Here is an 11,840-nt window from a genome sequence, read left to right as displayed (position 1 = left end):
AGCTTACCCCCGCGTTCTCGTTGACAACCAGACACTTGATGACCCGCAACTTCGTCTTAGGCACCCATCAAGGATCACGAGCATCTACAGGATTGACTCGACTAGACCGCCAACCACAGACGATCATTGTATCCAATCTATTATATTCGATATTCGCAGTCTAGTGTCTCCTCAAATTTTGTGGGGACTTTTTGGCGCGGGGTAAACAGAATGTTCGCTGCTATTGGGTGTTCACAGAAAGTCGATCCAAACCGCGCTTGATCTCAGGCGCGTTCATGAATAAGCGCCACAGGAGGCCGGATCGGAAGTTCTCAATCATTGCGACCACCGGTCCTTGGTTAATCGCCAGACGCCACTCGGAGACCCAATTTTGCGAGGGAGCAAACGAGTCCACGAAGCCAAACTCCGTCCAAAGCCGTCCGTTGCCGTACCTTAAAAACGAACGGAGTGCCATTTCAGACTCTTGCGGGACGAAGGGAAAACTAGACAGCGCCGCAGTGGGAGCCAGCACGCCGTGGTCGTTTACCGGGCAACTCACGAGGTAGCCTTTTGGCCCGTCGGACGCCGTAAGACCCCAGCCATAGGTGCCGTAGCCAAAGTGGCCATTGGGGTTCCTGCGGCAGTGCTCAAAATTGATGCGCGAGTGCGCGACCGCCTGGTCCCAATATTGAATGTCGTTATCACGTAACGAACGTGGGTCCAAAGCGCAGAACGAATACTGAGATAAGAAGAGCGGACCGCCAAACGGGACACCAGCAGGTAGCCGGTGGCCGTAGTAGTCAGTACCGTTGCGATGATTCCCCTCGTTCGCCCAGCCTACCCGAAATACCTCTCTATCAATTGGGAATGCCTCGGAGCCAGCTGCGAGGACGTAGGCAACCAAAGCCTCGTTCCACCCGGTTATTGGGGTGTTGAGCGTCCAAAAGTGTTTCGGGCTCCAGTGCCAGTATAGTGAGCGTCGTGCATCCGGCCGCACATAGTTCGCCCATTCGATCAGGCCAACGATGCGATTGACGCCCACTCGAACTCCGATCTCCTCCGGCTCATCGAAAGAGAAAAACTCTCGGGCGCAGATGAGGCCCTGAGCCAGAAGCGCAGTCTCGACAAGGTCGCCGCCATCGTCACACGGAACAAGTGGGACTACTGAGAAGTCTCGCCTGACAAAATGCGGGAAGGCACCCTTGAACCGGGGAACACGCTCCAGAGAGGCAATAGTACGGTCCACGCGTCGTGCCGCCTCGCTGCGAGGGAGCCAGCCACGGCTTGCCATTACGACAATAGCCAGCAGCCCAAAGCCAACACCACCGATAGAAATCAGATCGCTGGAAGCTCCGTCGCGAACGTGCAGCCTGTCGAAAGGCAGGCCGCTATCAGCGTCCGCGCCGGACCAAAAGTAGGAGCCATGGGACCATTGAACAGCGTCGAGCAGCTCAGGCAGCTCAGTTTTGTCAGTGGGACGGAAATTCGGGGGGATAGGATCGGCGGCGTTTGGACCGTCCGGCTCAATATTTAGAACTGACGCAAATGGCATGCTGAGGTTTTCTGTTAGGCCCTATGAAGATGGCGTTCAAGCAAGTTGAAATCCGTGACAAAGCGGGTCACGGTCATCCACGAAGATCGTATTGTTCCCGGTCACCTGCGCCCATCCAGCGACGCTGGGTCGGATCGCTGGCTTACCTGCGACGGTCGCAGCGGCCTCAACCCTGCAATCGAACATCGTTCCGATGATGCTTTCATGCATAAAGGACTGGCCGACCTGAAGATGGCCCCGAGCGACAAGCTGTGCCATCCTCGCCGAGGAACCGGTGCCGCAAGGAGAGCGATCAATCGCCTTCTCGCCATAGAAAACCGCGTTCCTCGCGTCGGCGCGGGCATTTTTGGGCTTGTCGCACCACATAACGTGGCTGACCCCAAAGATGTTCGGGTCTTCGGGATGAACAGGGCTCAGCTTACGCTCTGCCGCTTGACGAACCTTCGGGCTCAGCCTGACGATTTCGCTGACTGCCATCTGATCGAGACCAGGCCAGGCGGCCTGCGGCTCGACGATCACGTAGAAATTCCCGCCGTACGACAGATCCACGTTCAGTGTCCCTATGCCCTCGACGTCAATCTCCACATCCCGTGCATGTAGATAGCTTGGGACATTGAAGAGGCGGACCTGCTCGACGTAGCCTTCCTTCTGAACATACTCGATGTCGACGCGACCGGCAGGTGTCTCAATCGACAATCGACCCTCAGTCTTCGGACGCACCAAGCCGTTCTCTAGCGCTGCGGTCACCGTCCCGATAGTCCCATGCCCACACATGGGCAGGCACCCGCTCACCTCGATAAACAACACGCCGATATCGCAGTCGTCGCGCGAGGGGGGATACAGGATCGATCCTGACATGACGTCATGGCCGCGAGGCTCAAACATCAAGGCGCGACGAACCCAGTCGTGATCCCTGAGGAAGACCTTACGCCTCTCCGCCATCGAGACGTGCGGAAGAACGGGAGCGCCGCCAGCAACTACGCGAACTGGGTTGCCGCATGTGTGAGCGTCAATGCAGAAAAACGTCTGGCGTGTCATTGGGTCTCCGTCTTTCTTTGCTTGCAAACCGGCTGATTGAGAAGGGAGTGAGGTCAATAGTATGAGGTCGGTCAAACAGTAGGTCGCCGACCAGGCGGGCTGTCGTGGCGGCCTGCGTGAGCCCGAGATGACCATGACCAAATGCGTAGATTACACGCGAGCTTTTGGGCGAGGCCCCGATAACTGGGAGACTGTCCGGTGTCGTCGGGCGATGTCCGTTCCATGTCTCGCCGGAGGAGCCCTTCAGACCTGGCAGATAATGCGTCGCAAGTTTCAGCAGGGCGGCCGAGCGCTCTGGATTTGCCCGAGCCTCAAGTCCTCCGAACTCAGCAGCCCCACCTACTCTGAGTCCGCAAGTCAGCGGCGTGACGACAAACTTCTTGTCAGCAAAGATCACTTCTCGCTGGAGCGAGACCGGCGGCGAGGCGATGGTCGTGTTGTAGCCCCGCTCGCTCTCAAGGAGAACGTGATCACCAATTTGTTGGGATAGCCTGGACGACCAAACGCCTGCGGCGATCACGACCTTGTTGAAGACGTTGCTCTCGCCGTTGGCACCCGTCAGTGCAACCGCGCTCTGGCCGGGCGTAATCGCCCTCACATCATCAACCAGGAACGAGACGCCTTGGCGCGACAACCAGCCACGTAGACCTATGAGAATCCGTTTCGGATCTGTCACCTGCGACCACTGGGGCGTGAACACCCCTGCCTGCAAGCCATCACTCAGCTCCGGTTCCAAATCCTTGACCTCTGCAGCCGTCAATTCTTGGACTGTAATCCCGTGCTGGCGCTTTAGGTCCCATTCTCGGCGATCACGCTTAAGTCCATCGACAGACTCGTACACGGTAATCGAACCGGTACGGATGAGCTGACTAACAAGTCCAACCTTCGTTAGCAGCGGCACGAGATCGTCGTAGGTTCGCGAGTTTAAGGTGGCAAGTGCCGACGCAATACGCTGAGTTTCACTCGAACTTCCTGCGCGTGCGAACGCTGCAAGCCATGGCATCATTCGAGGCAAATGAGTAGGCCGCAACGCGAGCGGCCCCAACGGATCGAAGAGCCAGCCGGGAACCTTCCTCCACAGTCCAGGTACCGAAGCTGGCATCACTTCTGTGACGGCAATGCCACCTGCGTTCCCCTCGGAAGTCTTTTCGCCTGGCCGGTCTCGGTCAATCACAGTTAACGATGCGCCGTTGAACAGAGCCTCACAGGCTGCGGCCAACCCAATGATCCCTCCCCCAATGACTGCAATCCGTTGCTTTGAAGCGTGCCTCATTTGTCTGTCACCACGATCCAGGAACCAACATACGCCCTATAAGTTGGCGCCTTTATATTGTAGAATGGATACAATTAATACCCGGAAATGACGATTCTTCAATGCGTTCGAGCCGCTGCAATTTTTTCCCGCCCGGAGCTAGACATCCGCATTGTTTGATTGTAGATTGGATCCAATAGACTAAACGCCAACGAAATGGATGGATACTATGGCTACGTGGACTGGTGTATTTCCCGCAGTGACGACCAAGCTGACAAAGGAAGGCAAGGTTGATATTGAGGCGACCAAGGCGAGTATCGACCGCCTCGTGAAGTCGGGCGTCTCGGGCGTAATCGTTCTTCCGATGCTTGGCGAAAACGCTTCGATGAGCATCGAAGAGCGCGAAACCATTATCCGTGCCGCTGTTGAAGTGGTTGCCGGTCGCGTCCCGGTTCTCTCGGGCCTGGCAGAAATCACGCTCGAAAACGCCAAGAAGAATGCGAAGCTCTATGAATCATTTGGCGCTCAGGGCCTCATGGTTTTCCCGAGCCTGGGTTACAAGACCGACAACCGCGAAACGGTTGAGTGGTACAAGGGCATCGCAAGTGCATCGTCGCTTCCGATCATGATCTACAACAATCCGATTGCATACGGCGTCGATTGCACGGTCGAAGTTCTTCGTGAGCTGGTCGACGTTCCCGAGATCGTCTGCATTAAGGAAGAGACCGGCGATATCCGCCGCGTAACCGACATGTACGTCGACTTCGGCGACCGCTTCAGCATCTTCTGCGGCGTTGACGACCTGATCGTCGAAAGCTCCGCGCTCGGCGTAACCGGCTGGGTCTCCGGTATGACCAACGTTTGGCCGTCGGAATGCGTCGAACTCTTCAATCTCTGCGCTCAGAACCGTTACCCGGAAGCCCGCGATCTGTATCGCATCCTCACCCCGTCGTTCCATCTGGACACCCACGTCAAGCTCGTCCAGTACATCAAGCTGGCTGAGAACCTGGTCTACGGTGCTCCGGAATGGACCCGTGCCCCTCGCCTTCCGCTCGTAGGCGATGAGCGCGAGTTCGTGGTGTCGACTGTTCGCCAGGCAATCAACGATCTGGCAAGCCGCACGAAAGAGGCAGCCTAAACAACAGCCCTATATTCCTCGCCTTAGAAGCGAGGAAGGATCTAACGGGCGTGTCCAAAAGACACGCCCGAAATCGTTTGGAGGAAATATGACGATCACCGGGGACCTACTGATTGGTTTCGACAAGCGCCGTGGAAATAACGGCGAACTTTGGGGCATTGAAGCCTCTACCGGAGAAGGGCTCAAGCCCAGCTTTGGTGGGGCAGAGATGAGCGACCTCGATACAGCCTGCACGCTGGCCGACGCGGCGTTCGACCAGTTCCGGAACAAATCTCCAGACGAACGCGCTCGCTTCCTTGAGCGAATTGCGGACAACATCATCGCTATTGGTGACGAGCTTGTGGACAGGTGCGTGACCGAGACAGGCCTCCCGAAAGGCCGGATTGAAGGCGAGAGAGGGCGTACTGTAGGTCAGCTCCGCCTGTTCGCGTCAGTTCTCCGCGACGGTAGATACCTGGACATTCGCGTCGATAAAGCGCTTCCTGATCGCAAGCCACTCCCGCGACCGGACATCAGACGGCGTCACATAGGCCTTGGCCCCGTGGCCGTCTTTGGCGCTTCCAATTTTCCGCTGGCTTTTTCGGTTGCAGGTGGCGACACTGCATCGGCACTCGCGGCCGGTTGCCCCGTCGTGGTGAAAGCACATTCGGCACATCCGGGCACCTCCGAGCTGGTAGGACGGGCAGTCCAAGCTGCAGTTAGAGAGTGCAATATGCCAGAGGGCACTTTCTCTCTGCTGTTCGATTCCGGCAGAACAATCTCTCAGGCACTTGTCGCTGATCCGCGCATCAAGGCTGTCGGTTTCACCGGCTCGCGGACCGCTGGTACAGCGTTCATGCAAATCGCGGCCTCTCGCCCGGAACCGATCCCGGTATACGCGGAGATGAGTTCGATCAATCCGGTGCTTATTTTCAAGCAAGCACTCGCTCAGAAGGGTGCCAAGATTGGAAAGGATCTGATTGCGGCGTTGACGCTTGGAGCGGGTCAGTTCTGCACCAACCCAGGCCTGGTAGTGGTCCTTGAGGGCGACGGCTATTCCGACTTCATTGCTGCAGCGAAGGAAACAATCGCAGCAGTGCCATCGGCGACGATGCTGACACCAGGAATTTGCCGGAGCTACCGAGCAGGAGTAGACGCCCTTGAAGCTCATTCAGCAGTGACGACGGTAGCGAGAGGCAGCTTTGGCGGCTCTCTTCAGGGCCAGGCTGTGATTTTTGAAACAAGGTCGGCGGCCTTCTTGGAGAACAAGGATCTTCAGGAAGAGGTTTTTGGTGCCTCAACTCTCATCGTTCGGTGCAAGACCGAAGGGGAGCTGCGAGCAGTCCTTTCATCCCTCGAAGGCCAACTGACAATCGCGCTCCACGTTGAGCCTGAGGACTATCAGATTGCTCGATCTTTTGTCCCGCTTCTCGAAAAGAAGGCCGGGCGGCTCATTATCAATGGCTTTGGCACCGGCGTTGAAGTTTCCCACGGCATGGTCCACGGCGGCCCCTTCCCCGCGACTTCAGACAGCCGAACGACGTCCGTTGGTAGTCTGGCGATAGCAAGGTTCCTCCGCCCTGTCTCGTATCAGTCATTCCCCGAACAGCTACTGTCGATGGAACTCATGGATGAAAACCCATGGGACGTTCCACGCCGCGTTGATTAATAAATGTTCCCAGGCGCATAGCGCCCACTTGCCATCGTAGCAGCCTCCCTGGCTACGATGGCTCTTTATTTTCCAGCGCACCGCTGCGAAAATCTCTTTTCAGCAATGGAGGGGCAATGGCGGCACAGTCATTCGATCCAACGGAATTCGTCGTTTGGAGACCAGGCGTCGAGACACGGATGCGCACGTCAGCGGTGAACGGCGCCAAATCGCTTTGTGTTTTTGACCAGCGCGTTGCCCCGAGGTGCGGCGCTCCGCTCCATACCCATACTGTAGAAGAGGTCCTGCGCGTTCAGTCCGGCACTGCCAAGGTGACAATCGGCGACAAACGCATTTCCCTGTCACCTGATGAGGTTTTAGTCATTCCAGCAGGGCTGCCACACGGCTTTGAGAATGTGGGCGAGTCGGACCTCTTGATAACGGCTATCCTCGCTTCGGCTTCATTCGAAGCTGTCTTCGGAGACGCGCAATTCGTTCGCCGCTGGTCCACGGTAGAAGACGAAGGAACTACCAGCGTCGGCGCGGACTGAGGATACATCTGGCAATGCTCGAAGGCCGGTCTTTGACATAACCAGCCTTCCTCTCCTGCTCAAGCGCGGCGTCTGAAATCTGCGACATTGTAGCCACCACCTGGCTCATCGGCAGCGAGTTCAAATTGCGAGATGATCTCACGAAGCCTGGCAGCTTCCTGCGCAAGGCTCAGGCCTGCTGCGTTCGTCTCTTCGACCATTGCCGCATTATGCTGGGTCACCTGATCCATTTGGTTCACCGCACTATTGACCTCCACCAACGCGACTGACTGCTCCTGAGAGGAGATCGCTATTGCGTTCATCTGGGCGTTTATCCCAGCAATCTGTTCTTCGATGGTCTTCAATACCTTGCCGGTCTCGGTGACGAGTTCGACGCCAGTTCGCCGCCCTCGAGGAGCCACGTGATGAACACCACGTGATCACGATTACCGGCCCTGGCAATGCATCCGAGTTGGCGGAACGCTTTCTCTTTCATCTCTTCACACTGAATCGGGTGAAATAGGCCCAAAGCTAGGCTGTCGATGGTCCGGTGATCAGGCATTCCGGTCACATCATCCGAGGCAGACCACACTTCGGGGAGCCTTATGCTAGGCATCGCACATCCAAGATGGGGTAGGTTCAGGATACGTGTAAAAACCGGTCACAAGGCGTTTTTCTGGCCTAATCGGACGCGCTTTGTGATCTCCCCGACGCGGCCGCGGCTTACCCTTTGGCCGATTTTCTCATAAATTTTGCGAATGCTGAAATCGCTAGAGGCGGCAAGGGTTTCGATTTCGTGGATCAGCCAAGGTGCAAGCGGAGGGCGTCCGAGATGCTTGCCGCGCGCAGCTGCCGCTTTCATGCCGGCGGTGACGCGCTCGCTGATCAAAGAGGATTCCAGCTCGGCCATCGCGCCAATGATCGTGAACATTGCGCGCCCCATGGGACTTGCGGTATCGATCTGATCCTGAACGCTGATGAAGCGCACTCCGAGATGATCGAATTCCTCGAGTGCAGTCAGAAGGTGGCGGGTGGAACGGGCGAAACGATCAAATTTCCAAACCAGAACGCAATCGACCTCCCGGTTGCGAACGCTCGCCATCAGCGCGTTGAGCCTGGGACGTCCCTCGCGACGGCCTGAGACGGCGATGTCGCAGTAATCTCCGACGATTTGCAATCCTGCACGATCAGCATAACCGAGAAGGCCGTCATATTGCAGATCCGGCTTCTGATCGGGTGTCGAGACACGCAGATAGAGTGCCGCGCGGTTTTTGGGTTGCATGCGACGGCGGCTCCGTCCGGAAATGTCTTCCTTTTCGGACAACGAATCGCTATCTCCTAACGCCTTCATTTTACGCATGTTTCGCCACCCCTTCGGCGCACCCTTTTCTGGACACCTTATGACAGCTATTGACCGTACCGCCTACCCGCGCTCTGGAGAATGTCTCAGTCGGGAGGAACTGCAGCGCCGGTACTGACGCCCTTCTGTTTGTCAAGCGACGATCCTGGTTTGATTGATCTGCTTCTGGCGACGCATGATGATGCCGAAGACTTCCCGAGCGATGTAACGTTTCAATGCCCGGATTGCATCGAGCTTGGAGTGGCCCGCAGCCATACGGCGAGCGACATACTGCTTTGTCTTGTCATCGGTCCTGAGGCGGCCAATTGCAATGATATGGAGGGCGCTATTGGCAAGCCGGTCGCCGCCCCGGTTCAGACGATGTCTTGTGGTCTTTCCTGAGGATGCTGGCACAGGGCTGACGCCGCAGAGCGCCGCGAAACTTGCTTCTGACTTCAATCGCTCGGGATTGTCGCCGGCGGTGAGCAAAAGCTGCGCGGCGCTGTTGTGTCCAATTGAATTACGTTCGACAAGGTCCGGAGCCAGGTCTTCGACGATTGCAGCGATCATCATGTCGAGATCGGCAATCTCATCATGCAGTTCGAGGTATCTGCGACCAAGCGACTTCAGGGTAATCCGATACGCCGCTTCCACATCGCGATAGGCTGTCAAGTCCGGACGCCAGGCGGCAAGCAATCGAACCAGTTGCATGCGGGTCATGCGACGCAGCTGATCCCGCAACACGTCGGGCGCTGCGATGATCGTATTCTGGATTAATTGCAAGGCTATGCGCCGAGCGTTGACTGCCGTCTTTCGGCAAGCCTTTAAAACTCTGAGAGATTCCACCATGCCGTCCCGGCTTCGAGGTGTGACGGTTCGCCGTTTGGCAAAGGCGGCATGTGCCGCAGCCTGGGCATCGAGATCATCATTCTTACCCCGTCTTCGACGGTCGTGACGATCTGGTGTGGTAACTTCAAGGACCTCCACGCCCGCGGCCTGCATATATCGCAGCAGCCCAGCACCATAACTGCCTGTGCACTCGACACCAACGCGCTGCAACTCTCCGAATGTCCGCATCCAGGCAAGCATCAACCGATAGCCGTTACGGGTCGTCGGGAAACTGCGCGTCTCAAGAACGCGGTCGTAATCATCGACGACCGCTGCGACATGTAAATCCTTATGGGTATCGACGCCGCCGACAACATGACGCGCTGGCTTGTTCTTCTGTTCCATGCCGTAACCTCTGGAGTTTGACCGCTATCGCACGGCTCAACCACGGGTATATGCATGGACAGGACAGTCATGTGACCAACGCGGTCAGGCCCTTCTTGGGTCACAAGCAAACGCCGAGGCAAAGCCTCACCGCAAGGCGCTCCCGGGCGGCTGACAGGTCCAGGGAAAGACACGCTGGTCGATCGGAGTGTGGGTCAAGCCACACCTGGACGCCTTGCAGCGCCAGCCTACCAAGCGATCGATCGGTGTTTGAGACAAACCGCCCGGGAACTGGCTATCATCTTCTGACTATCTGTGTTGAAGATATCCGGCTTGCCATAGCGGGCCAGCGCTTCCTCAACCGCTTCGATGCAGAAGGCCGCTTCCATCGTGATCGACAGTCGCCACGATAAAACCTTGCGGCTGAACCAGTCCACGACGGCGCAGAGATAGACAAAACCACGCGCCATGGGGATATAGGTCAGATCCATTGCCCACACCTGGTTGGGCCGGGTGACCGCCAGCTTGCGCAGGAGATAGGGATAGATTTTGTGCCCTGGCGCTGGCTTCGAGGTGTTCGGGCGGCGATAGATTGCCTCAATGCCCATCTTTTTCATCAGCGTTGCGATATGAAGCCGCCCAGTTTCCAGCCCTTCTCCTCTCAAAAGCCCTTGCAACATCCGACTTCCGGCAAAAGGGTAGTCGAGATGCAGTTCGTCGATCCGCCGCATCAAAGCCAGATCGCTGTCCGACACTGATCGTGGAGAATAGTAGACGCTGCTACGGCTGAAGCCGAGAAGCCGGGCCTGCCTTGCAACCGACAGCTTGTGCGCGCGGTCAATCATTTTTTTCCGCCCAGCAATCCCGCCTTGCCGAGCGCACCGGACAAAAAATCGTTCTCCAGCGTCAGTTCGCCGATTTTGGCATGAAGCGTTTTGACATCAACGGTTGGCCCTGTCGGTTCCGCCTTGTTCTCATCACCGAAAACGCCGGTCGCCCCCTCAAGGAGCTGGTCTTTCCACTGCTTAATCTGGTTGGCATGCACGTCGAACTGCTGGGACAATTCCACCAGTGTCTGCTCGCCTCGAATGGCGGCAAGCGCCACCTTTGCCTTGAAAGCAGGGCTGTGGTTCCGGCGTGGTCGTCTCGTCATGGTATCTCCTGTTCTCGGCATCTAAGCCGAAGTCAGGCAGAAATTCCACTTATCTCCGCTGTCCAGATTTCCCGAACCACCTCTATATGATGAATAGCATGAAACAACTTTCCGCGCCCAAGTGTGGATGCGCGTGCTTCACGTGCGGCTCGGCGTCCTTGCAAAAAAAGCCAGGGTTTAAATTCCAACCGAAGAAAATTATAGGTGTTGTCACGTTAACTGGGCTACAGTTGCCTGCCTGACGGTTTGGGCGTAAATTTTGGCGATGCAGACATCAGATATCATCTTCAAGCGTCACCGTTTTCCGCCACAGCTTATTGCTCATGCGGTGTGGCTTTATCTGCGGTTCAACCTTAGTCTGCGTGAAGTTGAGGAAATGCTGCTTGAGCGTGGAATCGACGTATTATACGAGACAGTTCGTCGTTGGATCGCCAAGTTCGGCCCCCAGATCACACGCAACTTGCGGCGGCGTCAGGCGCGCCCCGGCGATATTTGGTATTTGGACGAAGTGGTCGTCAAATGCGCTGGAGAAAAATTCTGGCTTTGGCGTGCGGTGGATCAACATGGCTCCGTTCTCGAAGAAATCTCGCAGAAGCGGCGTGATAAAAGGGCGGCAAAGCGATTGCTTGTGGCGTTAATGAAGCGCTATGGCTTTGCTCCCAAACGGATCATCACCGATAAGCTCCGCTCCTACGGTGCAGCAAAGGCAGAAGTGGCACCCGGCCTTGACCATTGGTCGCACAAGGGCCTCAATAATCGGGCCGAAAATAGCCATCTGCCGTTTAGGAAACGGGAGCGAACCATGCAAGGTCATCGGTCACCTGGAGCGTTGCAACGGTTCGTCTCCATGCACTCAGCGACCCGCAATTGTTTCTCTGTTCCATCTCGTCGCCGAGCCGCACACACAATTCGCTACCATCGCCTCGAAGCTTTCGATGCATGGAAAATTGCGGCCTGTTTCGCCTGAATATCTACGAGCCCCTGGCCTTTCCGGCCAGAGAAACTTAACGTGACAACACC

At 56.7% G+C, this 11,840-nt stretch carries 10 protein-coding genes and 1 pseudogene; 4 read left to right on the top strand and 7 right to left on the bottom strand.

Annotation, left to right across the window (positions count from 1 at the left end):
- Window positions 1-220: 220 nt before the first annotated feature.
- Genes ABWW11_RS21020 through ABWW11_RS21010 form a run of 3 tightly spaced genes read right to left on the bottom strand, consistent with a single transcriptional unit; the run spans window position 221 to window position 3,842 of the window.
- Entirely contained in the window at window positions 221-1,531 is a 1,311-nt protein-coding gene (locus tag ABWW11_RS21020; protein ID WP_319081029.1) for a glucoamylase family protein, read from the bottom strand.
- Between the two features lie 36 nt (window positions 1,532-1,567).
- The gene (locus tag ABWW11_RS21015; protein WP_319081028.1) at window positions 1,568-2,569 is read right to left on the bottom strand and encodes a 4-hydroxyproline epimerase; all 1,002 of its coding nucleotides are present in this window, start codon (window positions 2,567-2,569) and stop codon (window positions 1,568-1,570) included.
- Complete coding sequence (locus ABWW11_RS21010; RefSeq protein WP_319081026.1) at window positions 2,541-3,842, bottom strand: NAD(P)/FAD-dependent oxidoreductase; 1,302 nt, start codon at window positions 3,840-3,842, stop codon at window positions 2,541-2,543. The genes ABWW11_RS21015 and ABWW11_RS21010 overlap by 29 nt, the downstream gene beginning before the upstream one ends.
- A 208-nt stretch (window positions 3,843-4,050) precedes the next feature.
- On the opposite strand from ABWW11_RS21010, the gene ABWW11_RS21005 reads away from it, so the two are divergent.
- The 3 genes from ABWW11_RS21005 to ABWW11_RS20995 all read left to right on the top strand — a co-directional run bounded on the left by ABWW11_RS21005 (window position 4,051) and on the right by ABWW11_RS20995 (window position 7,137).
- Window positions 4,051-4,959, top strand: a complete 909-nt coding sequence (locus ABWW11_RS21005) for a dihydrodipicolinate synthase family protein (RefSeq protein WP_319081025.1) — start codon at window positions 4,051-4,053, stop codon at window positions 4,957-4,959.
- Between the two features lie 88 nt (window positions 4,960-5,047).
- Window positions 5,048-6,607, top strand: coding sequence for an aldehyde dehydrogenase (NADP(+)) (locus ABWW11_RS21000; protein ID WP_319081024.1), 1,560 nt, complete (start codon window positions 5,048-5,050; stop codon window positions 6,605-6,607).
- A gap of 116 nt (window positions 6,608-6,723) precedes the next feature.
- Entirely contained in the window at window positions 6,724-7,137 is a 414-nt protein-coding gene (locus ABWW11_RS20995) for a cupin domain-containing protein (RefSeq protein WP_319081023.1), read from the top strand.
- 59 nt (window positions 7,138-7,196) lie between these two features.
- On the opposite strand, the gene ABWW11_RS20990 is transcribed toward ABWW11_RS20995, so the two are convergent.
- From ABWW11_RS20990 to ABWW11_RS20975, 4 genes and pseudogenes are all read right to left on the bottom strand, one after another.
- Window positions 7,197-7,538 (bottom strand): methyl-accepting chemotaxis protein, encoded by a 342-nt coding sequence (locus ABWW11_RS20990; protein ID WP_413464712.1) that lies wholly within the window; start codon window positions 7,536-7,538, stop codon window positions 7,197-7,199.
- Between the two features lie 239 nt (window positions 7,539-7,777).
- Complete coding sequence (locus tag ABWW11_RS20985; protein WP_319081021.1) at window positions 7,778-8,398, bottom strand: recombinase family protein; 621 nt, start codon at window positions 8,396-8,398, stop codon at window positions 7,778-7,780.
- A gap of 210 nt (window positions 8,399-8,608) precedes the next feature.
- Window positions 8,609-9,688 carry an IS110 family RNA-guided transposase gene (locus ABWW11_RS20980; protein ID WP_213507024.1) on the bottom strand — a complete coding sequence of 360 codons (1,080 nt, stop codon included), beginning with the start codon at window positions 9,686-9,688 and terminating at the stop codon, window positions 8,609-8,611.
- Window positions 9,689-9,957: 269 nt separating this feature from the next.
- A pseudogene (locus ABWW11_RS20975) lies at window positions 9,958-10,820 on the bottom strand (IS3 family transposase); the annotation flags it as partial.
- 265 nt (window positions 10,821-11,085) lie between these two features.
- Here ABWW11_RS20975 and ABWW11_RS20970 point away from each other — a divergent pair.
- A complete protein-coding gene (locus ABWW11_RS20970; RefSeq protein WP_353411545.1) occupies window positions 11,086-11,787 on the top strand; it encodes an IS6 family transposase in 702 nt (233 codons plus the stop codon).
- Window positions 11,788-11,840: the final 53 nt, after the last annotated feature.

It is taken from the genome of Brucella sp. NBRC 113783 (genome assembly GCF_040372265.1).
GTDB classification, from domain to species: domain Bacteria; phylum Pseudomonadota; class Alphaproteobacteria; order Rhizobiales; family Rhizobiaceae; genus Brucella; species Brucella teleogrylli.
This window is presented reverse-complemented; position numbering and strand designations above follow the sequence as displayed.

Coding starts and splice junctions, on each gene's coding strand:
- ABWW11_RS20980 (WP_213507024.1), bottom strand. CDS start 9,688: ATGGAACAGAAGAACAAGCCAGCGCGTCATGTTGTCGGCGGCGTCGAT.
- ABWW11_RS21005 (WP_319081025.1), top strand. CDS start 4,051: ATGGCTACGTGGACTGGTGTATTTCCCGCAGTGACGACCAAGCTGACA.
- ABWW11_RS21020 (WP_319081029.1), bottom strand. CDS start 1,531: ATGCCATTTGCGTCAGTTCTAAATATTGAGCCGGACGGTCCAAACGCC.
- ABWW11_RS20985 (WP_319081021.1), bottom strand. CDS start 8,398: ATGCAACCCAAAAACCGCGCGGCACTCTATCTGCGTGTCTCGACACCC.
- ABWW11_RS20995 (WP_319081023.1), top strand. CDS start 6,724: ATGGCGGCACAGTCATTCGATCCAACGGAATTCGTCGTTTGGAGACCA.
- ABWW11_RS20970 (WP_353411545.1), top strand. CDS start 11,086: ATGCAGACATCAGATATCATCTTCAAGCGTCACCGTTTTCCGCCACAG.
- ABWW11_RS21010 (WP_319081026.1), bottom strand. CDS start 3,842: ATGAGGCACGCTTCAAAGCAACGGATTGCAGTCATTGGGGGAGGGATC.
- ABWW11_RS21000 (WP_319081024.1), top strand. CDS start 5,048: ATGACGATCACCGGGGACCTACTGATTGGTTTCGACAAGCGCCGTGGA.
- ABWW11_RS21015 (WP_319081028.1), bottom strand. CDS start 2,569: ATGACACGCCAGACGTTTTTCTGCATTGACGCTCACACATGCGGCAAC.